At 70.8% G+C, this 23,246-nt stretch carries 24 protein-coding genes; 17 read left to right on the top strand and 7 right to left on the bottom strand.

Features of this window, described 5'->3' with window-relative positions:
- Nucleotides 1-14: 14 nt before the first annotated feature.
- Nucleotides 15-1,322, top strand: coding sequence for an ABC transporter ATP-binding protein (locus ACZ63F_RS30335; protein ID WP_469715655.1), 1,308 nt, complete (start codon nucleotides 15-17; stop codon nucleotides 1,320-1,322).
- A 94-nt stretch (nucleotides 1,323-1,416) separates the two neighbouring features.
- On the opposite strand, the gene ACZ63F_RS30330 is transcribed toward ACZ63F_RS30335, so the two are convergent.
- On the bottom strand, nucleotides 1,417-1,938 hold the full coding sequence (locus ACZ63F_RS30330) for a hypothetical protein (RefSeq protein ID WP_469715653.1): 522 nt from the start codon (nucleotides 1,936-1,938) through the stop codon (nucleotides 1,417-1,419).
- A gap of 332 nt (nucleotides 1,939-2,270) precedes the next feature.
- Between ACZ63F_RS30330 and ACZ63F_RS30325 the strand changes: the two genes are divergently transcribed.
- A complete protein-coding gene (locus ACZ63F_RS30325) occupies nucleotides 2,271-3,662 on the top strand; it encodes a M1 family metallopeptidase (protein WP_469715651.1) in 1,392 nt (463 codons plus the stop codon).
- Nucleotides 3,663-3,709: 47 nt separating this feature from the next.
- Nucleotides 3,710-4,369, top strand: coding sequence for a trimeric intracellular cation channel family protein (locus tag ACZ63F_RS30320; protein WP_469715649.1), 660 nt, complete (start codon nucleotides 3,710-3,712; stop codon nucleotides 4,367-4,369).
- On the opposite strand, the gene ACZ63F_RS30315 is transcribed toward ACZ63F_RS30320, so the two are convergent.
- A complete protein-coding gene (locus tag ACZ63F_RS30315; RefSeq protein WP_469715648.1) occupies nucleotides 4,278-5,507 on the bottom strand; it encodes an alpha/beta hydrolase in 1,230 nt (409 codons plus the stop codon). The two genes, ACZ63F_RS30320 and ACZ63F_RS30315, sit on opposite strands and share 92 nt — an antisense overlap.
- Nucleotides 5,508-5,683: 176 nt before the next feature.
- Here ACZ63F_RS30315 and ACZ63F_RS30310 point away from each other — a divergent pair, with 176 nt between their 5' ends.
- Both ACZ63F_RS30310 and ACZ63F_RS30305 read left to right on the top strand, forming a co-directional pair.
- Complete coding sequence (locus ACZ63F_RS30310) at nucleotides 5,684-6,532, top strand: thioesterase family protein (protein WP_469715646.1); 849 nt, start codon at nucleotides 5,684-5,686, stop codon at nucleotides 6,530-6,532.
- Between the two features lie 234 nt (nucleotides 6,533-6,766).
- Complete coding sequence (locus ACZ63F_RS30305) at nucleotides 6,767-7,135, top strand: hypothetical protein (protein WP_469715644.1); 369 nt, start codon at nucleotides 6,767-6,769, stop codon at nucleotides 7,133-7,135.
- 120 nt (nucleotides 7,136-7,255) lie between these two features.
- Here the strand turns inward: ACZ63F_RS30305 and ACZ63F_RS30300 are convergent, their stop codons facing one another.
- Nucleotides 7,256-7,921: a TetR family transcriptional regulator gene (locus tag ACZ63F_RS30300; RefSeq protein ID WP_469715642.1), complete on the bottom strand. Its 666-nt coding sequence runs from the start codon at nucleotides 7,919-7,921 to the stop codon at nucleotides 7,256-7,258.
- A gap of 120 nt (nucleotides 7,922-8,041) precedes the next feature.
- Between ACZ63F_RS30300 and ACZ63F_RS30295 the strand changes: the two genes are divergently transcribed.
- The 3 genes from ACZ63F_RS30295 to ACZ63F_RS30285 all read left to right on the top strand — a co-directional run bounded on the left by ACZ63F_RS30295 (nucleotide 8,042) and on the right by ACZ63F_RS30285 (nucleotide 9,800).
- Nucleotides 8,042-8,209, top strand: a complete 168-nt coding sequence (locus ACZ63F_RS30295; RefSeq protein ID WP_089098627.1) for a hypothetical protein — start codon at nucleotides 8,042-8,044, stop codon at nucleotides 8,207-8,209.
- Nucleotides 8,210-8,244: 35 nt separating this feature from the next.
- Nucleotides 8,245-8,523 carry a DUF4190 domain-containing protein gene (locus tag ACZ63F_RS30290; RefSeq protein WP_469715754.1) on the top strand — a complete coding sequence of 93 codons (279 nt, stop codon included), beginning with the start codon at nucleotides 8,245-8,247 and terminating at the stop codon, nucleotides 8,521-8,523.
- A gap of 113 nt (nucleotides 8,524-8,636) precedes the next feature.
- Nucleotides 8,637-9,800, top strand: coding sequence for a cysteine desulfurase family protein (locus ACZ63F_RS30285; RefSeq protein WP_469715640.1), 1,164 nt, complete (start codon nucleotides 8,637-8,639; stop codon nucleotides 9,798-9,800).
- A 67-nt stretch (nucleotides 9,801-9,867) separates the two neighbouring features.
- Here the strand turns inward: ACZ63F_RS30285 and ACZ63F_RS30280 are convergent, their stop codons facing one another.
- Both ACZ63F_RS30280 and ACZ63F_RS30275 read right to left on the bottom strand, forming a co-directional pair.
- Nucleotides 9,868-11,487 (bottom strand): multicopper oxidase family protein, encoded by a 1,620-nt coding sequence (locus ACZ63F_RS30280; RefSeq protein WP_469715638.1) that lies wholly within the window; start codon nucleotides 11,485-11,487, stop codon nucleotides 9,868-9,870.
- A 223-nt stretch (nucleotides 11,488-11,710) separates the two neighbouring features.
- Complete coding sequence (locus ACZ63F_RS30275; RefSeq protein WP_469715636.1) at nucleotides 11,711-12,373, bottom strand: N-acetylmuramoyl-L-alanine amidase; 663 nt, start codon at nucleotides 12,371-12,373, stop codon at nucleotides 11,711-11,713.
- Between the two features lie 60 nt (nucleotides 12,374-12,433).
- Between ACZ63F_RS30275 and mnmA the strand changes: the two genes are divergently transcribed.
- A complete protein-coding gene (mnmA, locus tag ACZ63F_RS30270; protein ID WP_469715634.1) occupies nucleotides 12,434-13,570 on the top strand; it encodes a tRNA 2-thiouridine(34) synthase MnmA in 1,137 nt (378 codons plus the stop codon).
- Here mnmA and ACZ63F_RS30265 read toward each other — a convergent pair.
- Nucleotides 13,546-13,872, bottom strand: a complete 327-nt coding sequence (locus ACZ63F_RS30265; protein WP_093498942.1) for a DUF427 domain-containing protein — start codon at nucleotides 13,870-13,872, stop codon at nucleotides 13,546-13,548. The two genes, mnmA and ACZ63F_RS30265, sit on opposite strands and share 25 nt — an antisense overlap.
- A gap of 127 nt (nucleotides 13,873-13,999) precedes the next feature.
- Here ACZ63F_RS30265 and ACZ63F_RS30260 point away from each other — a divergent pair, with 127 nt between their 5' ends.
- The 5 genes from ACZ63F_RS30260 (at nucleotide 14,000) to ACZ63F_RS30240 (ending at nucleotide 21,089) form a co-directional block, all read left to right on the top strand.
- On the top strand, nucleotides 14,000-14,539 hold the full coding sequence (locus ACZ63F_RS30260; RefSeq protein WP_469715632.1) for an LOG family protein: 540 nt from the start codon (nucleotides 14,000-14,002) through the stop codon (nucleotides 14,537-14,539).
- Between the two features lie 7 nt (nucleotides 14,540-14,546).
- Nucleotides 14,547-15,254, top strand: a complete 708-nt coding sequence (locus ACZ63F_RS30255; protein WP_469715630.1) for an SDR family oxidoreductase — start codon at nucleotides 14,547-14,549, stop codon at nucleotides 15,252-15,254.
- A gap of 162 nt (nucleotides 15,255-15,416) precedes the next feature.
- On the top strand, nucleotides 15,417-16,418 hold the full coding sequence (locus tag ACZ63F_RS30250) for a methionine synthase (protein WP_469715628.1): 1,002 nt from the start codon (nucleotides 15,417-15,419) through the stop codon (nucleotides 16,416-16,418).
- A gap of 13 nt (nucleotides 16,419-16,431) precedes the next feature.
- The gene (gene ligA, locus ACZ63F_RS30245; protein ID WP_469715625.1) at nucleotides 16,432-18,627 is read left to right on the top strand and encodes an NAD-dependent DNA ligase LigA; all 2,196 of its coding nucleotides are present in this window, start codon (nucleotides 16,432-16,434) and stop codon (nucleotides 18,625-18,627) included.
- A 212-nt stretch (nucleotides 18,628-18,839) separates the two neighbouring features.
- On the top strand, nucleotides 18,840-21,089 hold the full coding sequence (locus ACZ63F_RS30240) for a putative bifunctional diguanylate cyclase/phosphodiesterase (protein ID WP_469715621.1): 2,250 nt from the start codon (nucleotides 18,840-18,842) through the stop codon (nucleotides 21,087-21,089).
- Between the two features lie 169 nt (nucleotides 21,090-21,258).
- Here the strand turns inward: ACZ63F_RS30240 and ACZ63F_RS30235 are convergent, their stop codons facing one another.
- Nucleotides 21,259-21,837, bottom strand: coding sequence for a TetR/AcrR family transcriptional regulator (locus ACZ63F_RS30235; protein ID WP_469715619.1), 579 nt, complete (start codon nucleotides 21,835-21,837; stop codon nucleotides 21,259-21,261).
- A gap of 96 nt (nucleotides 21,838-21,933) precedes the next feature.
- Here ACZ63F_RS30235 and ACZ63F_RS30230 point away from each other — a divergent pair, with 96 nt between their 5' ends.
- The 3 genes from ACZ63F_RS30230 to gatC all read left to right on the top strand — a co-directional run bounded on the left by ACZ63F_RS30230 (nucleotide 21,934) and on the right by gatC (nucleotide 23,243).
- Nucleotides 21,934-22,305 (top strand): DUF4267 domain-containing protein, encoded by a 372-nt coding sequence (locus ACZ63F_RS30230; protein WP_469715617.1) that lies wholly within the window; start codon nucleotides 21,934-21,936, stop codon nucleotides 22,303-22,305.
- A 37-nt stretch (nucleotides 22,306-22,342) separates the two neighbouring features.
- Complete coding sequence (locus ACZ63F_RS30225) at nucleotides 22,343-22,834, top strand: cupin domain-containing protein (protein WP_469715614.1); 492 nt, start codon at nucleotides 22,343-22,345, stop codon at nucleotides 22,832-22,834.
- Nucleotides 22,835-22,946: 112 nt separating this feature from the next.
- Nucleotides 22,947-23,243 carry an Asp-tRNA(Asn)/Glu-tRNA(Gln) amidotransferase subunit GatC gene (gene gatC, locus ACZ63F_RS30220; RefSeq protein WP_067164579.1) on the top strand — a complete coding sequence of 99 codons (297 nt, stop codon included), beginning with the start codon at nucleotides 22,947-22,949 and terminating at the stop codon, nucleotides 23,241-23,243.
- Nucleotides 23,244-23,246 lie beyond the last annotated feature (3 nt).

Genomic DNA, 23,246 nt, shown 5'->3' with positions numbered 1-23,246 from the left:
CCAAGGACACCGCAGTGACCATCCCTGCGCAGAGTGACGGTGCCGCCTCCGCCGCGGGCACCGCCCAGGGCGAGACCCTGCTCAAGGTGACCGGGCTCCAGAAGCACTTCCCGATCAAGAAGGGCCTGCTCCAGCGGCAGGTCGGCGCCGTGCACGCGGTCGACGGGCTCGACTTCGAGGTCAGGGCCGGTGAAACCCTCGGCGTCGTGGGCGAGTCCGGCTGCGGCAAGTCGACGATGGGCCGGCTGATCACCCGGCTGCTGGAACCGACCGGCGGCACGATCGAGTTCGAGGGCAAGGACATCACGCATCTCGGGGTCGGCGGCATGCGTCCGCTGCGCCGCGACGTGCAGATGATCTTCCAGGACCCGTACTCCTCGCTGAACCCGCGCCACACCATCGGCACGATCGTCGGAGCCCCCTTCCGGCTCCAGGGCGTGACGCCGGAGGGCGGGATCAAGAAGGAGGTGCAGCGGCTGCTGTCGGTGGTCGGCCTCAACCCCGAGCACTACAACCGCTACCCGCACGAGTTCTCCGGCGGCCAGCGCCAGCGCATCGGCATCGCCCGCGCGCTCGCGCTGAAGCCGAAGCTGGTGGTGGCCGACGAGCCGGTCTCCGCGCTGGACGTGTCGATCCAGGCGCAGGTCGTGAACCTCATGGACGACCTCCAGGAGGAACTGGGCCTCACCTACGTGATCATCGCCCACGACCTCTCGGTGGTCCGGCACGTCTCGGACCGCATCGCCGTCATGTACCTCGGCAAGATCGTCGAACTCGCCGACCGGGAATCCCTGTACAAGGCGCCGATGCACCCGTACACCAAGGCGCTGATGTCGGCGGTCCCGATCCCGGACCCGAAGCGGAAGGACGCCAAGAGCGAGCGCATCCTGCTCAAGGGCGACGTGCCCTCGCCGATCTCCCCGCCCAGCGGCTGCCGGTTCCACACCCGGTGCTGGAAGGCGACGGAGATCTGCAGGACGACCGAGCCGAAGCTGGTCCAGCTGAAGCCCGGACAGCAGGTCGCCTGCCACCACCCGGAGAACTTCGAGGACCAGGCCCCGCAGGACACCGTGCTCCTGACCGTGGCCAAGGAAGCGGCCGAGTTGGTCGCCGACGAGGTCCTCGCGGAGTCGGCGGAGACGTCGGCGGCGGTTGCGGCGGAGGTCGCGGAGATCGCCGAGGCCGAGGCTGAAGCTGAGGCCGAAACCGAGGCCGAAACCGAGGCTGAGGCTGAGGCTGAGGCGGAGGCCGAGGCGGGGGAGTCCGGGGAACCGACGCCGGCCGCCGAGTCCGGGAATGCGGAGAGCGGCGGCGACAAGTAGTCGGAATCATTCAACGCGAATTCCCCGGCGGCCCTTTCGGGTTGCCGGGGAATTTCGTATGTGGCGGCCTTTTCGGAGCAGGCCGATTTTCAGGTCAGGACTTCGTCTCCCAGTAGTGCCAGCCGACCGAGGTCGCCGGGAGCTTGGCGGTGCCCGACGCGAGCACCGTCGTGCTGCAGTTCGGGTTGGTGCGGTTGGACTCCCAGGCGACCTTGTAGCCGTTGGAGCCGTACTGCAGGTTGCCGTACTTGTGGGCGTTGATGTTGTGCGAGTACGAGTGGCCGGTCGTGACCGCCACGGACTTGGTGATGCTGCCGCTCACGGAGGCCTTGGCCGAGGCGAAGAGGTAGCTCGCGCTGACCTCCAGCGAGGTGGAGAGGCTGTACGAGATGGTGGTGGCCTTGGTCACCGAGGCCGAGATGGTCCCGCCCGGGCCGTCCTTGTAGTAGGCGCCCTTCGCGGGGAGCCTGTATGCCGTGTGCGACTTGATGAGCACCCCGTAGGTGATCGGGCACGACTTCGGGGTGACGACGGTCGCCGACGCCGGCGCCGCCCCCGCGACGACGGGCACCGTCCCGGCCATGACGAACGCGGCCAGCATCGCTCTCTTGCGCATGGAAAATCCCCCAGTTGAGTTGTCCGGTTTTCGCTGTGGCGTAAACCGTCAAGCACGAGCGAGCGTATGAAGTTGACAGAGGTCGGTCAATTGAGTTCCGGCGGGATTGAGCAAGAATTGAGGTTGCCGTTTTACGCCATGTAATCTCTGGCAAATTTCTCCCCAACTCCCTTGATGCTCCGGTGTGCTGATTTCCGGGTTCGCGCACGGCGACAGGAGTCAACAGCGCAGTGGTTCATGACAAGTTGGTAAAGTCGTGTACATGACCGAACGGCAGGGGAGAGGGTTCGGCGTATCCGACCGAATCGGACCATGCACCGAAGGGACGACCCATGGCCTTCTCCCGTTCGGCACGTTTAGGGGCCCTCGCGATCGCGGCGGGCTCCTTCCTTGTCGTCGCGGCCGCCCCCGCCCCCACCCCGGGCGCCGACGGCATCGGCGACCCCTACTTCCCGCAGCTCGGCAACGGTGGCTTCGACGCCCGCCACTACGACCTCGACGTGGCCTACGCCCCGGACACCGGCCGCCTCGACGGCCGTACCACGCTCACCGCCCGTGCCACCCAGAACCTCTCCGCCTTCGACCTCGACCTGCAGAAGCTGGAGGTCGCGAAGGTCGAAGTGAACGGCAGACGCGCCGAGTTCACGCGCGCCGGCGACGAGATCACCGTCACCCCGAGGGACGCGCTCCGCAAGGGCCGCGACTTCACCGTCTCCGTCACCTACGGCGGGATACCCGAGCCCCTCAACGGCCCCATCGTCTTCGGCTCCGACTACGGCTGGATGAAGACCGCCGACGGCGTCTTCGTCGCCTGCGAGCCCAACGCCGCCTCCACCTGGTTCCCGTCCAGCGACCACCCCGCCGACAAGGCCACCTACGACATCCGGATCAAGGCGCCCCAGGGCCTGACCGGTGTCTCCAACGGCCGGCTGGTGTCGACGTACGACAAGGGCGGCTCGACGTACACGCACTGGCGCGAGTCGAAGCCGATGGCGACCTACCTCGCCACCGCCACCATCGGGAAGTTCGACGTGCGGACCGGGAAGACCCCCTCCGGCATTCCCATCTACGTCGCCATCGACCCGGTCCTCGCGAACAGCAACAACGTCGACGTGTACGCCGTCACCGCCGCCGCGACCGACTACTGGTCGCAGCTCTTCGGGCCGTACCCCTTCGAGGAGACCGGGGCCATCGTCGACGACATGCCGGAGGCCGGGTTCTCGCTGGAGGTGCAGAGCAAGCCGGCCTACTCGGCGGTGCGCAGCGAGACCACGATCGTGCACGAGCTGGCCCACCAGTGGTTCGGCGACTCGGTGAGCGTGGCGCAGTGGAAGGACATCTGGCTCAACGAGGGCTTCGCCACCTACGCCCAGTGGCTGTGGGCGGAGCACCAGGGCACCAGGTCCGCCCACGACTCGTTCCTCGCCGCCTACAACTCCCGGGCCGCCGACAACCCCTTCTGGCAGATCACCGTCGCCGACCCGCAGCGCGACACCATGTTCGCCTCGGCCGTCTACCAGCGCGGCGCGATGACCCTGCAGATGCTGCGCGAGCGCATCGGCGACACGGCCTTCTTCAAGCTGCTCCCGGCCTGGACGAAGCTGCACCGCTACGGCAACGCCGACACCGCCGACTTCATTCGCCTCGCGGAGAAGGTCAGCGGGCAGCAACTGGACGACCTCTTCCAGGCCTGGCTCTTCACCGCAGGGAAACCCGCCCTGTAGGCCTGGGTTTGTAAGGTTCATGCACCCTGGCAGGTCACAATGTCAGGGTGCAGCTCCAGCAACTCTTCTCTCCCTCCGTCCAGCACACGCTCGACGTCATCGGCATCTTCGTGTTCGCCATCTCCGGCGCGCTGCTGGCCGTCCGCAAGAACTTCGACGTCTTCGGCATCGGGGTGATGGCCGAGGTCACGGCGCTGGGCGGGGGGATCTTCCGGGACGTGATCATCGGGGCGGTCCCCCCGGCCGCCTTCACGGACCTCGGGTACTTCATCACCCCGCTCATCGCCGCCCTGGTGGTGTTCTTCCTGCACCCGCACGTCGAGCGGATCCAGTCGTCGGTCCTGGTCTTCGACGCGGCCGGCCTCGGCCTGTTCGCGGTCAGCGGCACGACCAAGGCCTATTCCTACGGCCTCAACCTCACCGCCTCCGCCGCCCTGGGGCTCGCCACCGCGGTCGGCGGTGGCGTGCTCCGGGACGTGCTCGCCAACGAGGTTCCCTCGCTGCTGCGCTGGGACCGCGACCTGTACGCGGTCCCGGCGATCGTCGGGGCGACGACGGTGGTGCTGTGCATCCACTACGACGCGCTGACCCCGTTCACGAGCGGGCTCGCGGTGGTCACCGCTTTCGTACTGCGCCTGCTCGCGATGCGCTACCACTGGCGAGCGCCGCGTGCGTGGAATCGGCGTTCGACGGTTCGGGAGGAGTAGCCCCACCCCGAACGTGGCTCTGGCCCAGGTTGAGCGTGAGCCACTCGAAGACCGTCGGCACCTGGGGCCGCCACAACGCCATGTTGTGGCCGCCCGCGCTGCGCGGCAGGTACACCACGTGCACGGTCGTCGGGGCCTTGGCGATCTGCTCCAGCGCGACTCCGGCCTGGTAGCCGTCGCCGGACTCGCCGGAGATGTAGAGCGCGATCCGGGGCGGGCTGACCGCCTTGCGCAGCAGCAGGTAGGGGTTGTTCTGCTCGCGCAGGGTCACGCTCTGGGCGGCGAGCGAGTTGCGCTCGCCGATCGGGTCGTTGTAGCCGGACAGGCTGATCGCGGCCCGGTAGCGGTCCGGATGGGCGACCGCCAGCTTGACCGCGCAGTGCGCTCCCGCCGAGTAGCCGGCCACGGCCCAGTTGGCGGGGGCGGCCGCGGCGCGGAAGTTGTCGGTCACCATCTTCGGCACGTCGATGCTGAGCCAGCTGTCCGCGTTGACCGTGCCCGGGATGTTGGCGCAGCCGGTGTCCACCCCGGCCAGCAGGTTGGTGCGCGGCGCGACCAGGATGAACGGCGCGACCTTGCCGCTCCTCATCAGCGGCTCCAGCTGCTCGGTGACCTTCAGCGAACCGAACCAGGCCTTGGCCGAGCCGGGGTAGCCGGGCAGCAGCTCCACGACCGGGAAGCGGTGGTTGCGGTAGGCGGCCTGGTGGTACTGGGGCGGCAGCCAGACGTAGACCTCGGCGTTGACGCCCGAGACCCTGCCCTTGAGCTGGGTGACCTCGACCCCGCCGGCCGCCCGCATGCCCGGCCCGTCGGCCGCCGAGAAGGCCTGCTTCACCTTCGGCAGCCGTTTCAGCGCTATGCCGCCGGTACCGTCCTGGCCGAGGTTTGCGGCCTGCTGGACGTGGTCGCCGGTGCCGAGGAGGTCGGCCCAGTTGTCGTACAGGTTGTTCTCGTTGTTGACCAGCACGAAGATCAGCGTGACCGCGGTGGCCTGCGCGAACAGGAGCATCAGGATCCGGGCCGCGGCGCGGACGGCCTTGGGTCCGCGCATCCTCGACCACAGGACGAGCGGCAGTATGAGGGCGACCACGGACAGGACGATGGTCGTGTAGAGGAACGGAGTCCCGGTGAGGCTCATGTCCCCATAGAGGGGAATCCAGGGCTCCGGGTTACGGACGTGTCCGGACACTTACCTAGAAATTGCCGGAACCTCACTCGGCGGACGGAGCCCTTACCGGTCGGCCGGCGGCCGGACCGCTGGTGCGTGGATCACAAAAGCTACCGCTTAGTAATCACATCTTGTACTGTTCAGGCATGTCAGAAGCATCCACGCGGGCCGTGATCGGTGACAGCGAGTTCGACCGCGACACCGCGGTCACCCGGCGCGCTCCCGGCGTCTACGACATCGACCTCTCGGCCGGCTGGACCATCATCAGCGCCGTCAACGGCGGCTACCTGCTCGCCGTGCTCGGCCGGGCGCTCGCGGACACGCTGCCGCACCCCGACCCGTTCACCGTCTCCGCGCACTACCTGACCGCGTCCCAGCCGGGCCCGGCCGTGATCCGCACGGACACCGTCCGCACCGGCCGCACCCTCTCCACCGGCCAGGCCTCGCTCTTCCAGTACGACGACGAGGGCAACGAGGTCGAACGCATCCGCGTCCTCGCCTCCTACGGCGACCTCGCCGCCCTCCCCGACGACGTCCGTACGACGGCGACCCCGCCCGCGATCCCGGCCATGGAGCACTGCTTCGGCCCGGAGGACGGCCCCGCCCCGGTCGACGGCAGCTCCGCCATCACCGAGCGCCTGATGCTCAAGCTGGACCCCGCCACCCTCGGCTGGGCCCTCGGCGCGCCCTCCGGCAAGGGCGAGATGCGCGCCTGGTTCGGGCTTGCGGACGGCCGTGACGCCGACCCGCTCTCCCTGCTCCTCGCGGTGGACGCGCTGCCGCCGACCGCGTTCGAGATCGGTCTCAAGGGCTGGGTGCCCACGGTCGAGCTCACCGTCCACGTCCGCCACCGCCCCGCCCCGGGCCCGCTGCGCGTCTCCGTCACCACCCGCAACCTGGCCGGCGGGTTCCTGGAGGAGGACGCCGAGGTCTGGGACGCCGAGGACCGCCTGGTGGCCCAGTCCCGCCAGCTGGCCCGCGTCCGCCTCGGCTGACCCCGGCCCCGGACGGGCGTATCACCGTTTCGACGGCGCGAACCCCGTTCTGTCACGGGCGTGTACCAGCGAGTAGGCGCCGCCGTACAGCGAACTACCAGGTCAGCGGCGCCTCTTGGAGAGCGCTTTACCTCCCTGACAGGCGGCGAACAGTGCGGGCCCAAGAAGGCCTTAAGCGCCGTTGATTGAGTGCGACTCCTCAGGACTCCCTCATCCTCAATGGAGTTGTCTCTCATGAAGCGTGTACGTCTCGTCCCCGCCGTGGCTCTGCTCGCGCTGTCCCCGCTGCTGCTGACCGCGTGCGGCGGTTCGGGCGACTCGTCGTCGTCCTCCGGCAGCGGCACCTCCGGCGGGCAGAGCTGTCAGCAGCCGACCGGCATGCCCACCGGCAACGCGTCGGGCAGGCCCAGCGGCGCGCCGACCGGCAACTCGACCGTCAAGCCGACGGGCACCCCCACCGGCATGCCGAGCGGCGGCCCGGGCGCCGGCGGCCAGGGCGGCCCCGGCGGCGGCATGGGCGGCGGCTGCGGCGGTCAGGGCGGCCCCGGCGCGGGCGGCGCGGCGCCCAGCGGGGCACCGACCGCACAGGCGACGAAGAGCTGACCGCAGGGGTCGTACGGTTGGGCAGCGCCCCGTAAGGGGCGCGAGGAACTGCGCGATCGGCCACGACGGCGCCGCAGCAGACTGACGGCCTGCTGCGGCGCTTCCAGCGGAGCGCTCGGCTCAGTCCAGCCAGTGCTGCCGGCCGAGGCTGATCAGCCGCAACTGCCGGGTGGCGAGCCGGACGACGCGCTGCCGCTCCGCCTCGGAGGACTCGGCCGACTCCGGGGACTCCGGGGACTCCGGGGACTCCGGGGACTCCAGCGTCTCCAGGAACAGGGAGGCGGTGATGAGCATCTGGTCCACGTAGAGGTGGGCGAGCATCAGCAGGTCGTCGTCGTTCCAGCCCTCGGCCTCGGGATCCTTGGCCAGCTCGGTCTTGATCTCCTCGGCGAACCGGGCGAGCTGGGCCCGGATCGCCTCGCGCACCGGCTGCACCCCGCCGTGCCGCTCCCGGGCGATGAACCGGACGTGCGCCGGGTGCGCGGCCACGTGGTCGGCGATCAGCTGCACGGCCCGGGTGATGCGCTCCGCGCCGCCCGTGGCGACCGTCGTGCGGACCATCGGATGCAGGCTGCCCAGCGCCTCGTCGACGAGGGCGACGCCGAGGTCGGCCGTCGAGCGGAAGTGCCGGTAGAAGGCGGTCGGGGCGACGCCCACGGCCCGGGTGACCTCGCGCAGTCCCAGGCTGCTCAGGCTCTGCTCCTCCAGCAGGGCGAGCGCCGCGTCCAGGAAGGCCTGGCGGGTCTTCTGCTTCTGGGCCTGTCGGATGCCGAAGGTGTGACTCATGTCATCCAGTTAACAACTGTTCTCCGGAATTGAAAAGCCGTGCGAGTTGCTAGACTCGAAGTCAGTGAACAACTGTTACTACAACCGTTCACCCAAATGTAACGGAGGGGGATCGAACCCATGCTGTTCCTCGTCGCCGCACTCATGCTGCTCGGCGTGGTGCTGGGCACCGTGGCCCACGCCCCGCTCGACGTCACCGCGGGCCTCGCCGCCGTGATCGTCGTCTGGCTGGCCGTCTTCGCACTCCGCGAGCGCCTCGCCCGCCGCCGCCACACCTCGGCCAACTGACCTTCCGTCCCCGCTCACTTGAGGAGCTGAGCATGATGCAACTCACCGCCCCCGCCACCCCCCGCCCCGAGACCCGCACCGGCACCCGCGACGCCGACGGCATGGCCGTGGCGTCCTTCATCCTGGGCCTGCTGGGCCTCCTGGTCCTGAACCTGTTCCTGGGCCCGATCGCGATCATTCTGTCCCTGGTCGCCCTGTGGCGCGGCACCGCCCGCAGGGGCCGCGCATACCTGGGCCTGGCGCTCGGCGTGGCGGACCTCGCGGTCCTGGCGATCGCGATGGCGGCCTCGAACACGGTCTCCTGGAGCCTGTAGACGGGGGAGGAACTGCGCGACCAGCCACGAACTACCGGCACCCGCACACCCGCACAGGCCACCTACGGCGGCTGGGCGACCCTTACCCCGCCCCCCGTAGAATCGACCCCACCATGGCCTACCTCGACCACGCAGCCACGACCCCGATGCTTCCGGAAGCGGTGGAAGCACTCACCGCCGCCCTCCGCGTCACCGGTAACGCGTCCTCCCTGCACGCCTCCGGCCGCACGGCCCGCCGCACGGTCGAGGAATCAAGGGAGACCCTCGCGGAAGCGCTCGGCGCCCGCCCCAGCGAGGTCGTCCTCACCTCCGGCGGCACCGAGGCCGACAATCTCGCGGTCAAGGGCCTCTACTGGTCCCGCCGCGACGCCGATCCGGCCCGCACCCGGGTCCTGGCCAGCCCCGTCGAACACCACGCGGTCCTGGACGCCGTCGACTGGCTCGGCGAACACGAGGGCGCGACGGTCGAGTACCTTCCCGTCGACACCTACGGCCGGGTCCACCCCGAGGCGCTGCGCGAGGCGATCGAACGCAACCCCGACGACGTGGCCCTCGCCACCGTCATGTGGGCCAACAACGAGATCGGCACGGTCCTGCCGGTCCGTGAACTCGCCGCCGTGGCGAACGAGTTCGGCATCCCGCTGCACGCCGACGCGGTCCAGGCCTTCGGCCAGCTCCCGCTGGACTTCGGCTCCTCCGGCCTCGCCGCGCTGACCGTCTCCGGCCACAAGGTCGGCGGCCCGTACGGCATCGGCGCCCTGCTCCTCGGCCGTGAGTACACTCCCGTACCCGTCCTGCACGGCGGCGGCCAGGAGCGGCACGTGCGCTCCGGCACCCTCGACGTCCCGGCGATCGCCTCCTTCGCGGTGGCGGGGCGGCTCGCCGCCGAGCGCCGTGAGTGGTTCGCCCGGGAGATCGGCGCCCTGCGCGACGCACTGATCGACGCCGTCCGCACGGCCGTGCCCAACGCGATCCTCGGCGGCGACCCGGTGGACCGCCTCCCCGCCAACGCGCACTTCACCTTCCCCGGCTGCGAGGGCGACTCGCTGCTCCTGCTGCTCGACGCCCAGGGCATCGAGTGCTCGACGGGCTCCGCGTGCACCGCCGGGGTCGCCCAGCCCAGCCATGTCCTGCTGGCCACCGGCACCGACCCGGACCTGGCCCGCGGCACCCTGCGCTTCTCGCTCGGCCACACCTCCACCCAGGCCGACGTCGAGGCGGTCGGGAAGGCGATCGGCCCGGCGGTGGAGCGGGCCAGGGCCGCCGGGCTCAGCTGACCGGCGAACGGCTGCCGCCGGCACTTCCACTGCCGGCGGCAGCCTGCTCGGCAGGCCCGGACGGCGGCTAGCTGTCCGTGACCATGAGGGCGGCCATCATGCCCTCGTCCTCGTGCTGCAGCAGATGGCAGTGGAGCATGTACATGTACGTGTCGTCGGAGAAGTCCGTGAACTCCATGGCGATCTCGATGGAGCCGCCGCCGACCACCTCGTAGGTGTCGTACCAGCCGAGTTCGACGCCGGTCGGGTCCTCGCCGTTGACGGAGATCAGCTGGTACGGCACGTCGTGCAGGTGGAACGAGTGCTCCAGCTGCGTGCTGTTCTTGATCGTCCAGATCTCCTTGGACCCCAGCGTGGTGCTGATCATGGCCATGGAGGACATGCTCGTCCCGGCCGAGCCGTTGATCAGCATCGTCGTACCGGACTGGCCGAGCGTGATGGTCCGCGCGGTGAAGTCGCTGGTGTCGTACCGGTCGATGGTCCGCAGTGAGCTCGGCAGGTCGTCCGGGGTGTCGGTGCCGCTCGCGGTGACCGCCAGGAAGTCGTACGTGCCGCTGCCGCCGCGCACCCAGCCGGTGGTGATGACCGCCTGCAGGGTGACGTCGTCCGACATGTCCATCACCATCTCGGCGCGGGCGCCCGCCACCAGCCGGATCGTGGTCACGTCCGCCGCCTCGGCCAGGTAGCCCTGGTCGGTGGCGATCTGGGTCATCGTGCCGCCGTCGCTGCGCTGGATGGTGATGATGTCCGACGGCGAGGCGTTGAGCAGCCGGAACCGGGTCCGGGTCTTGGTCGCGGTGAAGGTGAGAGTGGTGTCGTCGACGTTGGTGCCGTTGACCAGCAGCGGGTAGCTCAGGCCGCTGCTGAGGTAGCCGGTGAGGTCGTACTTGATGTCGCCGTCGGCGTCCACCGCGAGGCACTGGAAGATCAGCGGGATGTCGTCGGTGCCGTAGGTGGTGGGCAGATCGGCGCTGGTGGTGTTGGAGCTGTCGTCGACGATGATCATGCCGGCCAGGCCGTGCACCGCCTGCTTCGCCGTGGTGCCCAGCGCGTGCGGGTGGTACCAGAGCGTCATCGGCTCGTCCTTGACCGTGAAGGTCGGCGACCAGGTCTCCCCGTCGGAGAAGGCGACCTGCGGACCGCCGTCCATCTTGGCCGGGACGTGCGCGCCGTGGAAGTGGACCGTGGTGTCCTCGCCCAGGCTGTTGGTGATGTTGAGGACGTTCGTGTTGCCCTTGGTCCACTTCATGGTCGGGCCGAGGAAGGACTGGTTGTAGCCGGCGGTGGTGCTGGTGACGCCGCTGAGCACCTCGGCGCTGCCGGTCTTCGCCTCCAGGGTGAAGGTGGTGGTGCTGTCGGAGGTGGTGCCCTCCAGGAGGTCCGGGATGGACAGGGTCGCGGTGTTGGTCGCCGCACCGGCCTTGTTGCCCTTGGCGTCGGTCAGCAGGGCGAAGGTGGAACCGGCCGCGGCGACGGCGCCCAGGCCGACGCCGGCCATGCCGCCGAGGAACTTCCGCCGGTGAACGCCCTTGCCGCGCTTGGCCGTCTGGTCCTTGGAGTGCTCGGCGTCGGTGACACGCGCCGCCTTGGAGTGCTCCGCGCCCTTGGCACGCCGCCGCCGGCCGCCGGTGGCCTGCTGCTCTTCGTCTCCGTCCGCCTCGAAGGCGGGATCCGTGGTGTGGGTCATGGCCCTGGATGTTTGACCTGTGGACTGTGTGAAATCTGAGGCGAAGTTAGGAGGGGACCGGGGGGACTGTGAGACGGCCGTGGATGACGGTGATTCCTAACTCCCTTGGAAAAAGGGCTAGTTGAGCAGCCGCAGCTAGTGCCCGGGGTGCGGGACGCAACGGACACAGACGGCGTGCAGCACGGGCACAGGATAACGATTGAGAAACAGGTGGAACCGGGAATCAGGCCTGTCCGACGCGCCGAACAAGCCCCATGTAACGACCCCAGTCCCAGTGCTTTCCCGGATCGGTGTGATCCGTGCCCGGCACCTCCACATGACCGATCACGTGCTCGCGGTCCACGGTCATCCCGTACCGCCGGCATATCGCGGCCGTCAGCCGCGCCGAGGCCGCGTACATCGCGTCGGTGAAGTCCTCCGGGCGGTCCACGAACCCCTCGTGCTCGATCCCGACACTGCGCTCGTTGTACGACCTGTTGCCCGCGTGGAACGCCACGTCCAGCTCGCGGACCAGCTGGGTGATCCGCCCGTCCTTGCGCACGATGTAGTGCGCCGCCGCCTGGTGCGCCGGGTCCTGGAAGGCCTTCACCGCGCTCGCGTAGCCGCCCTGGGTGACATGGATGACCACCCGGTCGACCGGGTAGTCGGACGGCCGGTCCGCCGTCCGGTAGTTCGCCGGGGACGCCGCCACCCAGCGCGCGCCCGTGAAGTCCACCGCGCCCGCCACCCGCGCCTTGCGCACCCCCGGCAGCCGCCAGTAGAGCCGCGACAGCTCGTCCCTGGTCAGCGCCACCGTGCCCGCGGCGGCCGCCGCCCCGCCCACCAGCAGCGCCCGCCGCCCGAGCCTGCGGTCACCGTCCCCCGCCACTGCCTGATTCGCCCCCATGCGATCTCCAACGGATACTCGCGGGCCCTGGTTCCCGCCTCCCCGTACCCTGGAGGGGCTATGACTGACACCCCGCAGCCCACCCGCCCCCTCCGCGTCCTCGCCGCCATGTCGGGCGGCGTGGACTCCGCCGTCGCCGCCGCCCGCGCGGCCGAGGCCGGTCACGACGTCACCGGCGTCCACCTCGCGCTCTCCGCGAACCCGCAGTCCTTCCGCACGGGCGCCCGGGGCTGTTGCACCATCGAGGACTCCCGCGACGCCCGCCGGGCCGCCGACGTCATCGGCATCCCGTTCTACGTCTGGGACCTCGCCGACCGCTTCCGCGAGGACGTCGTCGAGGACTTCGTCGCCGAGTACGAGGCGGGCCGCACCCCCAACCCGTGCCTGCGCTGCAACGAGAAGATCAAGTTCGCGGCCCTGCTGGACAAGGCCCTCGCGCTCGGCTTCGACGCCGTCTGCACCGGCCACTACGCGAAGATCGTGACGCTCCCCGACGGCTCCCGCGAGCTGCACCGCGCCTCCGACATGGCGAAGGACCAGTCGTACGTGCTCGGCGTCCTGGACGAGCGGCAGCTCGCCCACGCCCTCTTCCCGCTCGGCGACACCCTCACCACGAAGGACGAGATCCGCGCCGAGGCCGAGCGCCGGGGCCTCGCGGTCGCCAAGAAGCCCGACTCGCACGACATCTGCTTCATCGCCGACGGTGACACCCAGGGCTTCCTCGCCCGGCGGCTCGGCAAGGCCGAGGGCGACATCGTCGACGAGTCCGGCACCAAGGTCGGCACCCACGAGGGCGCGTACGGCTTCACCATCGGCCAGCGCAAGGGCCTGCGGATCGGCCACCCCGCCCCCGACGGCAAGCCCCGCTACGTCCTCGACATCTCGCCGGTGGACAACACGGTGACGGTCGGCCCGGCCGACGCCCTCGACGTCACCGGCCTCACCGCGATCAAGCCCCGCTGGTGCGGGACCGCCCCCACCGCCCCCGGCGTCTACACCGCCCAGCTCCGCGCCCACGGCGGCGAGACCGAGGTGCGCGCCGAGCCGGCCGACGGCGAACTGCACGTCACGTTCACCGAGCCGGTCCGCGGCGTCGCCCCCGGCCAGGCGATCGTCCTGTACGACGACACCCGCGTCGTCGGCTCGGCGACGATCGCCTCGACCGTCCGGCGTCAGCCGGTGACGTCCACCTCGTAGAAGCAGAGGTGGTCCTTGATCTGGGCGACGTCCGCCTTCGGCTCCGGATACGCCCAGACCAGGTCGGGCGCGTCCGGCAGGGACCAGTAGGAGGCGGTCCCCTTGAAGGGGCAGACGGTGTGCGTCTCGGAGGGCGTGAGGAGGTCCAGGCGGACGTCCTCGGCGGGGATGTAGTAACGCGGCGGACAGCCGGTCTCGTGGAGCAGAAGAGCCTGGTCGCTCTCGGCGAGGACCAGATCGCCGTGCGTCACGCGCACGTGCTGGTCGCTGTTCTCGATGGTGATCGTGTGTCCTGAGGCCATGTAGGGGTGACACCGGCGGACGCCCGCTTGTTCCCGAGGACCAGCTTCTTTCCCCCGGGGCGCGGGGAACTGCGCGATCAGCCCCACGCACCCGCGGTCGCCCGTGGTCGGTGCATACCCTGACCGCATGCGAATCTGTGTCTTCCTCTCCGCGGCAGATCTGGACGACCGCTACACCCGCCCCGCCCGCGACTTCGCGGAACTCATCGGCAAGGGCGGCCACTCCCTGGTCTGGGGCGGTTCCAACGTCGGCCTCATGAAAGTGGTCGCCGACGGCGTCCAGGAAGCCGGCGGCAAGTTGATCGGCATCTCCGTCGAGTTCCTCGCCAACAAGGCCCGCCCCGGCGCCGACGAGATGGTCATCGCGGCCGACCTCGCCGAACGCAAGCGACTGCTCCTGGAGAGGGCCGACGCCGTGGTCATCATGGTCGGCGGCACCGGCACCCTCGACGAGGCCACCGAGATCCTGGAGCTGAAGAAGCACGGCCGCACCGACAAACCCGTCGTCCTGCTCAACACCGCCGGCTTCTACGACGGCCTGCAGCAGCAGTTCCACCGCATGGAGGAGGAGGGCTTCCTGCCCCGCCCCCTGGCGGAGCTGATGTTCTTCGCGGAGGAACCCGCCGAGGCGCTCACGTACCTGGAGACAGGCCGCGGCACCCGCTGATGCGAGCATGGCCCCCATGGCAACTCATGTGATCACCGGCGCCGGTTCCGGCATCGGCGCCGCCGTGGCCCGGCGCCTGCACGCGCGCGGGGACGACGTCGTACTGCACGCGCGCGACGCGGGCCGAGCGAAGGAACTGGCCGCAGGGTTCCCCGGCGCCCGCACCCTGGTCGGCGACCTGGCCGACCCGGACAGGCTCTCCTGGGCCTTCTCCCACCAGAGCCTCCCGGACCGGGTGGACTCGCTGCTGCACATCGCCGGCGTCGTCGACCTGGGCGAGGTCGGCGAGCTGACCCCGAAGTCCTGGCGCCACCAGCTCAACGTCAACCTGATCGCACCGGCCGAGCTGACCCGGCACTTCCTGCCCCAGCTCCGCGCCGCCCGCGGTCACGTGCTGTTCGTGAACTCCGGCGCCGGCCTCAACGCGCACGCGAACTGGTCGGCGTACGCGGCCTCCAAGCACGGCCTGAAGGCCCTCGCCGACTCCCTCCGCGCCGAGGAGCACGGCAACGGCGTCCGCGTCACCTCGGTCTACCCGGGCCGCACGGCGAGCCCGATGCAGGCCAAGGTCCACCAGCAGGAGGGCAAGGAGTACCACCCGGCGCGCTGGATCGACCCGGAGTCGGTGGCGACCACGATCCTGACCGCCCTGGACCTGCCCGGGGACGCGGAGATCAACGACCTCACCGTGCGTCCGGGCCCGATTCCGGGCTGAGCTGGTGTGCGGCGCCCCGCCAGGAGCGCTGGGGGCACCCCGGCCGAGGGCTGGGGGAGGAACTCCGCGACCCGTAATGAGCGGGCCCCGCCGCACACCCCACCCGCACCGCCGCACCCGCCTCGCCGCACACCGCACCGCCCACCCGCTTAGGCTCCTCCCGTGAACGCAATCTCCGACTTCGGCCCCGCCACAGGCGTCGGCTCGCTCCCCGGCACCGACGCCCGCGAGGCCGCCAAGACCGCGACCGGCAGCTTCGAGGACTTCCCCTTCCTGCCCGAACTGCCCGCCCGCGGCCCCGGCGCCGACATGATCGGCCGCACCGCGGGTCTGCTCGTCGAGCTGTACGCGCGCGTGGAGCCCAGCGGCTGGCGGATCGGCGACCGGCCGGGCCGCGACACCCGGCGGGCCAGGTCCTGGCTGGGCGAGGACCTGGACGCGCTGGAGGAGTTCACCCAGGAGTACACGGGCCCGCTGAAGGTACAGGCGGTCGGCCCCTGGACGCTGGCCGCCGCCCTGGAGCTGCGCAACGGCGAGTCCGCCCTCTCCGACCCCGGCGCCTGCCGTGACCTGGCCGCCTCCCTCGCCGAGGGTCTGCGTCTGCACCTGGCCGAGATGCAGCGGCGCGTGCCCGGCGCCCGCCTGGTGCTCCAGCTCGACGAGCCGTCCCTCACCGCCGTACTGCGCGGCCAGGTGAAGACCGCCTCCGGCTACCGCACCCACCGCGCGGTCGACCGCCAGGTCGTCGAGTCCACCCTGCGCGACGTGTTCGGCGTGCACGCCGACGGCCCGGTCGTCGTCCACTCCTGCGCCCCGGACGTGCCCTTCGCGCTGCTGCGGCGCGCCGGGGCGGCGGGGGTCTCCTTCGACTTCTCGCTCCTCACCGAACGTGACGACGACGTGCTCGGCGAGGCGGTGGAGGCGGGTACCCGGCTCTTCGCCGGTGTCGTGCCCGGCACGGACACGGCATTGTCAGACCCTGCCGGTAGCGTCATGGGTGTCAGGACGCTGTGGCGCAGGCTGGGGCTGCGACCGGGGCTTCTCGCGGAGTCCGTCACCGTCACCCCGGCGTGCGGGCTGGCGGGCGCTTCCCCCGCGTACGCCCGGGAGGCACTCGCCCACTGCGTCCGGGCGGCGAGATCACTCGCGGACAACCCAGAGTAACGGGAGGAACACGGTGGCCGGCGACAAGCAGCAGGCGGAGACGGCAGTGCCCGCCGAGGCACGGGAGAAGCACGCGCGGCTCGCTGAGCAGATCGAGGAGCACCGCTTCCGGTACTACGTGAACGACGCGCCGGTCATCAGCGACGCGGAGTTCGACAAGCTCCTCAAGTCGCTGGAGGCGCTGGAGGACGAGTACCCCGAGCTGCGCACGCCCGACTCGCCGACCCAGAAGGTCGCGGGGGCGTACGAGACGGAGTTCACGTCGGTCCAGCACCGCGAGCGGATGCTGTCGCTGGACAACACGTTCAACGACGACGACCTGGCGGCCTGGGCCGAGCGGATCCACCGGGAGCTGGGCGAGCAGGAGTACCACTTCCTGTGCGAGCTGAAGGTCGACGGTCTCGCCGTCAACCTCACCTACGAGCACGGCCGCCTCACCCGTGCGGCGACCCGCGGCGACGGCCGCACCGGCGAGGACATCACGCCCAACGTCCGTACGATCGCGGAGATCCCGGACCGGCTGCACGGCGAGCGGGTCCCGGACCTGGTCGAGATCCGCGGCGAGGTCTACTTCCCGATGGAGAAGTTCGCCGAGCTCAACGAACGCCTGGTCGCGGCCGGTGACAAGCCGTTCGCCAACCCGCGCAACGCGGCGGCCGGTTCGCTGCGCCAGAAGGACCCGCGGGTCACCGCCTCCCGCCCGCTGCACATGGTCGTGCACGGCATCGGCGCCCTGGCCGGCTTCGAGGGCCTGAACCGGCTCTCCGAGGCCTACGACCTGCTCAAGACCTGGGGCCTGCCCACCTCCCCGCACAACAGGGTCGTCGACGACCTCGACGGCGTACGGGAGTTCATCGCCTACTACGGCGAGAACCGGCACTCCGTGGCGCACGAGATCGACGGTGTCGTCGTCAAGCTGGACGAGATCCGGCTCCAGGGGCGCCTCGGCTCGACGGCCCGCGCACCCCGGTGGGCGATCGCGTACAAGTACGCGCCGGAGGAGGTCAACACCAGGCTCATCGACATCAAGGTGGGCGTCGGCCGCACCGGGCGGGTCACGCCGTACGCCCAGGTCGAGCCGGTCACCGTGGCCGGCAGCGAGGTGGAGTTCGCCACCCTGCACAACCAGGAGGTCGTCAAGGCCAAGGGCGTGCTGATCGGCGACACCGTGGTGCTGCGCAAGGCCGGTGACGTCATCCCGGAGATCCTCGGTCCGGTCGTCGACCTGCGGGACGGCAGCGAGCGGGAGTTCGTGATGCCGGCCGAGTGCCCGGAGTGCGGGACGCCGCTGCGGCCGATGAAGGAGGGCGACATCGATCTGCGCTGCCCCAACGCCCGCACCTGCCCGGCCCAGTTGAGAGAGCGCGTCTCCTACCTCGCGGGCCGTGAGTGCCTGGACATCGACCACTTCGGCGGGGTCGCGGCGGCCGCGCTCACCCGGCCGCTGGAGCCCGCCGACCCGCCTCTGGTCGACGAGGGCGACCTGTTCGACCTCACCGTCGAGAAGCTGCTGCCCATCAAGGCGTACGTCCTGGACCCGGACAGCGGGCTGCCCAAGCGCGACCCGAAGACCGGCGAGGAGAAGGTCGTCACGGTCTTCGCCAACCAGAAGGGCGAGCCCAAGAAGAACACCCTCGCGCTGCTCCAGAAGATCGAGGAGGCGAAGACCCGCCCGCTCGCCCGCTTCCTCAACGGCCTGTCCATCCGGCACGTCGGACCGGTCGCCGCCCAGGCACTGGCCCGCGAGTTCCGCTCCATCGACCGCATCGAGCAGGCCACCGAGGAGGAGCTGTCGAACATCGACGGCGTCGGCGGCATCATCGCGACCGCGCTCAAGGAGTGGTTCGCCGAGGAGTGGCACCGCGAGATCATCCGAAAGTGGAAGGCCGCCGGCGTACCGCTGGAGGACGAGTCCACGGGAGAGGACGAGGGGCCGCGTCCGCTCGAGGGCCTCACCGTCGTCGTGACCGGAACCCTGGAGCACTACACCCGGGACGGCGCCAAGGACGCGCTGCAGAGCCGCGGCGCCAAGGTGACCGGCTCGGTGTCGAAGAAGACCGCCTTCGTGGTCGTCGGTGACAACCCCGGATCGAAGTACGACAAGGCGATGCAGCTGAAGGTTCCTGTTCTGAACGAGGAGGGATTTGTCGTCCTTTTGGAGCAGGGACCGGACGCCGCGGCCGAAGTCGCCCTTCCGACCGGGGAGTAGCGGTTGAAGGCCACCCGTTCGGCGCATATCAGATGCATACGGGTGGCCGGGGCGCAATCGGGCAACCGTCTACGACCGCTGCCCGTGGAAGCCTTCTGCGGCCTACTGTTGAGACGTGCACCTGCCGTGCCCAGCTCGGTCGGGGCATTCCCGTGCTCCGGCAGGGCACGGACCGCATGGCGTGGGCACCGCCGGCTGTGAGAGGGACGGGAATGGAACCGACCGAGAGCGCCGCCACGGGCGCGCGGCTGCCGCTGCGCCGCCGGGCGTGCGCGTGGCGGGGGAGCCGGTGGACGGGGCGGGGTGACCGGCGCCCCGGCATGCCGGGTACCTCGCGCGTGCCGGCGGTGAGCGCCGCGGCCGACGCGCGCGACCCGCTGCCGCTGGCCGCCGTCGAACCGCCGCCCGGCCTGGCCGGCACCGAGCACGAACGGCACCTGTCCTGGCCCGCGCTGCCCGCCGGGGTCGTCGCGGCCGCCGCGTTCGTCCTCGGCGCCGGGTTCTACCGCGCGTTCTCCGACGACCACGCCCTCTTCCCGTCCGGCACCGTCGGCTGGTCGCTGGCCGTGCTGACCGGCATCATCGTCGGCCACCTCGTCCTGCTGGGCCGCGCCCGCTGGTGGGGCGGCACCGGCTCGGGCGCCGCCCTCACCCTCGCCGTCCTCCTCCTGTACGGCTGGGTGCCGGCCGGCATGGTCAGCCTCACCGTCGTCGTCCTGGTCGGCATAGCCAGGCGCCACCGCTGGCGGCAGGGCGTCCTGCACGGCGCGGTGGACATCCTCGGCATCGGCGCCGGCGCGCTGGTGCTCCTCGTGTGCGGACGTGTCCCGACCGTCGAGTCACCCTGGAACCCCGGCAGCTGGAGCGTCGCCACCGCTCCCGAGGTCGTGCTCGTCGCGGCCGCCTACCTCGCCGTCACCCGCGCCCTGCTCTGGTACCTGCACGCACCCCGCGGCGGCGGCGTGCCCACCGTCGCCCGCACCGCCCTGATGCGGCAGGGCCTGGTCGCCGTCGCCCTGCTCGGCATCGCCCCGCTGATCTGCGTGGTCGCCGTCGCCCAGCCGCTGCTGCTGCCGCTGTTCGCCATCCCGCTGGTCGCCCTCGACTCCACCCTGTGGATAGCCCGGGCCCGCGCCGAGGAGCAGCTGCGCGACCCGCTGACCGGACTGCCCAACCGGCAGTGGCTGCTGGAACGGATCTGGACCGCCCTCGACGACGCCGAACGCATCGGCGCCCGCTCCGCCCTCATGCTGATCGACCTCGACCGGTTCCGTTCGGTCAACGACACGCTCGGTCATCTCGCCGGTGACCGGCTGCTGCTCCAGATAGCCGACCGGCTGCGGGCCGCGCTGCCGCGCGGTGCGGAGGCGGCCCGGCTCGGCGGCGACGAGTTCGCGGTCTTACTCCCGGTCGCCGACTCCACGACCTCGGCCACCCGGGTGGCGCGGGGCCTGGTCACGGCCCTCTCCTCGCCGCTCGACCTCGACGGCCTCACCCTCGTCCTGGAGGCCAGCGCGGGGGTCGCCGTCTTCCCCGACCACGCGCTCGACGCGGAGGGACTGCTGCGCCGTGCGGACGTGGCGATGTACCAGGCGAAGAGGGACCGTACCGGCGTCGAGGTGTACGAGTCCAAGCGGGACTCCAACACCCCCGACCGGCTGGGCCTGCTGGGCGATCTGCGGCGCGCCCTGGACGCCCACGAGGTGCAGCTGCACTACCAGCCGAAGGTCCGTTTCGACGGACAGGTGGCCGGCCTCGAGGCTCTGGTGCGGTGGGTCCACCCGGAGCGCGGGAAGGTGCCGCCGGACGAGTTCATAGCGATCGCCGAGTCCTCCGGGCTGATGCCCCACCTGACGGAGTACGTGCTGGAAACCGCGCTCGGGCAGGTCGCCGAGTGGCGGGCGCAGGGGCTGCGGGTGCCGGTGGCGGTCAACGTCTCGCCGCGCGACGTCCACACGCCGGGGTTCGCCGGCCTGGTGGCGGCGCGGCTGGCGCGGCACGGGGTGCCGGCCGGGGCGCTGCAGCTGGAGATAACCGAGCACGTGCTCCTCGAGGACCCGCAGCGGGCCGCCGACACCCTCGCGGGGCTGCACGGGCACGGCGTGAAGATGTCGCTCGACGACTTCGGCACAGGGTACTCGTCGCTCGTGCACCTGCGGCGGCTGCCGGTGAGCGAGCTGAAGATCGACCGGTCCTTCGTGGCCCGGCTGGCGGTCGACAACGAGGACGCGGAGATCGTGCGCTGCACGGTCGACCTCGCGCATTCGCTGGGGCTGCTGGTGGTCGCGGAGGGCGTGGAGGACGACGAGACGTGGGAGCGGCTGCGGGATCTGGGGTGTGACGCCGTGCAGGGGTGGCTGGTGGCGGCGGCGATGCCGCCGGAGGAGACCACGGCGTGGTTGCTGGCGCGGGGGTCGCGGGGGTGGCAGCGGCCGCGGGCGGCGTTGCCGGCGGCCGAGTAGTTTCCCACCCGCTCGCCCGTTCACCGTTTCTCAAGAGGCGGGCGTCTGCCGTGGCGGTGCGGTCGCGGGTGCGGGTGCGTTGGGGCTGGCCGCGCAGTTCCTCCCCCAGCCTTCGGCCGGGGGTGCCCCCAGCGCCCCTTCGGGGCGCGAACCTCGGGGCGCTGAGAAGTCATGGGGCGCCGAAGTGGTCGACCAGCAGCGCCAGCCTCGTCTCGTGGGCCGCTTCCGGAAGGCGGCCGCTGCGCATCAGGGTCACCAGGCCGTGCAGGGCCGCCCAGAAGGTCTCGGTCAGGGCGCCCGCGTCCTCCCCGTCGCCGGTGATCGGCTCGACCGCCCGCAGGATCTCGCCGAAGGCCGCCTGCAGCGGCTCCGGGGCCTCGGGGGTGGCGAACGGGAGGTCCACCAGGTGGGTGAACATCGCGTCGTAGAGGGCCGGGCGGCGGCGCGCGAACGACGTGTACGTGGCCGCCACCGCGGCCAGTGCCTCCCGGGTGCCCGTAACCGACGCGTGGGCCGCCCGTAGCTCCTCCGCCAGGTCCGCACAGCCCTGGACGGCCACCGCCGCCATGATCGCGTCCTTGCCCTTGAAGTGGCTGTAGAGGACCGGCTGGCTGTACTCGATCTCGGCGGCCAGGCGGCGGGTCGTCACCGCGTCCCAGCCCTCCGTCTCGGCGAGTTCGCGGGCGGCCGTGACGATCAGCCGTTCGCGCTCGGCCCGTTCGCGTTCCCGGCGGTTCTGAATCGACATGCTCCGGATTCTAGCAGTGCTAGCCAATCTGTCGATGCTCTGCTAGCTTCGCTATCAGTCCTAGCGCTGCTAGAAAACAACCAACAGGGGGCCACCATGACCGTCACCGCCTACACGCTCGCCGTCCTGCTCGACCTGTTCTGCCTGTTCCTCGGCTACCGGTTCCTGTTCCAGCCGGGGCCTGCCGCCGCCGGCTACGGCGTCCCCGCCGACCCGACGGGTGACGCCCGCGCCTACCTCACGGTCAAGGGCCTCAGGGACGGCACGCTCGGGGTCGTGGGGCTCGCGCTGCTGGCCTTCTCCGGCGCGCAGGCCGAGGCCTGGTTCATGCTCTGCGTCGCCCTCATACCGTTCGGGGACACGGTGACGGTGCTGCGGAACGGCGGGGCCAAGGCGGTCGCCTTCGGGATCCACTTCGCCACCGCGATCGTTGTACTGGTCAGCGCCGCCCTGCTGTTCCTCGTCTGACCGCGTCGACGTCCCGTCAACAACCGGGGGTTCGGAAATGTCGCTGTTCGTGCCGAAGTTCGATGAATCCGTGATCGTGCGGGAGGCCGACGCCGAGGTCGTCGGCGGTGACCCGGTCGGCGTCAGACTGCTCGCCGACAGCAGCTCCACCGGCGGCGCGCTCTCCACCGTGCGCGTCACGCTGGGCGAGGGCGCCGACGGTGCCGTGCCGCATCTGCACCGCAACTCCGCCGAGCTGTTCTACCTGCTCGACGGCGCCGCCGACGTGCTCTCCGGCGACGACGTCGTCACCGCCGGGCGCGGTGACCTGGTCGTCGTCCCGCCCGGCAGGCCGCACGCCTTCGCCGCGGTTCCGGGCAGCACCGCGGACATCCTGATCGTCATCACGCCGGGCGTGGAGCGCTTCGAGTACTTCCGCCACCTCCAGCGCCTGCGACTGGGTGAGGCCACCCTGGAGAGCCTCCTGGAGGTGCAGGAGCTGTACGACAACCACTACCTGCGGAGCGAGGCCTGGGAGACCCGGCACTGAGCCGCGGACGCACGGACGTTTCGGGGCCCGGAGCAAACCGTTTCACGGTCATCGGGCCCCGCCCCATAGGATTGGCTCCAAACCACACACACTCACCCCAGAGGAACGCTGCATGCCTGGCATCACGCGCGAGGAGGTCGCCCACCTCGCCCGGCTGGCGCGTCTGGAGCTGAAGCCCGAAGAACTCGAACACTTCGCCGGCCAGCTGGACGACATCATCGGCGCGGTCGCCCGCGTCAGCGAGGTCGCCGACCAAGACGTACCGCCGACCTCGCACCCGCTGCCCCTGACGAACGTCATGCGCGCGGACGAGGTCCGTCCCTCGCTCACCCCCGCGCAGGCGCTCTCCGGCGCCCCGGCCCAGGAGCAGCAGCGTTTCAAGGTGCCGCAGATCCTGGGGGAGGACTAGACA

It is taken from the genome of Streptomyces sp. NPDC104761 (genome assembly GCF_055583445.1).
The sequence above is the reverse complement of the archived record's forward strand: the minus strand, read 5'-3'. Positions and strand labels throughout refer to the sequence as shown.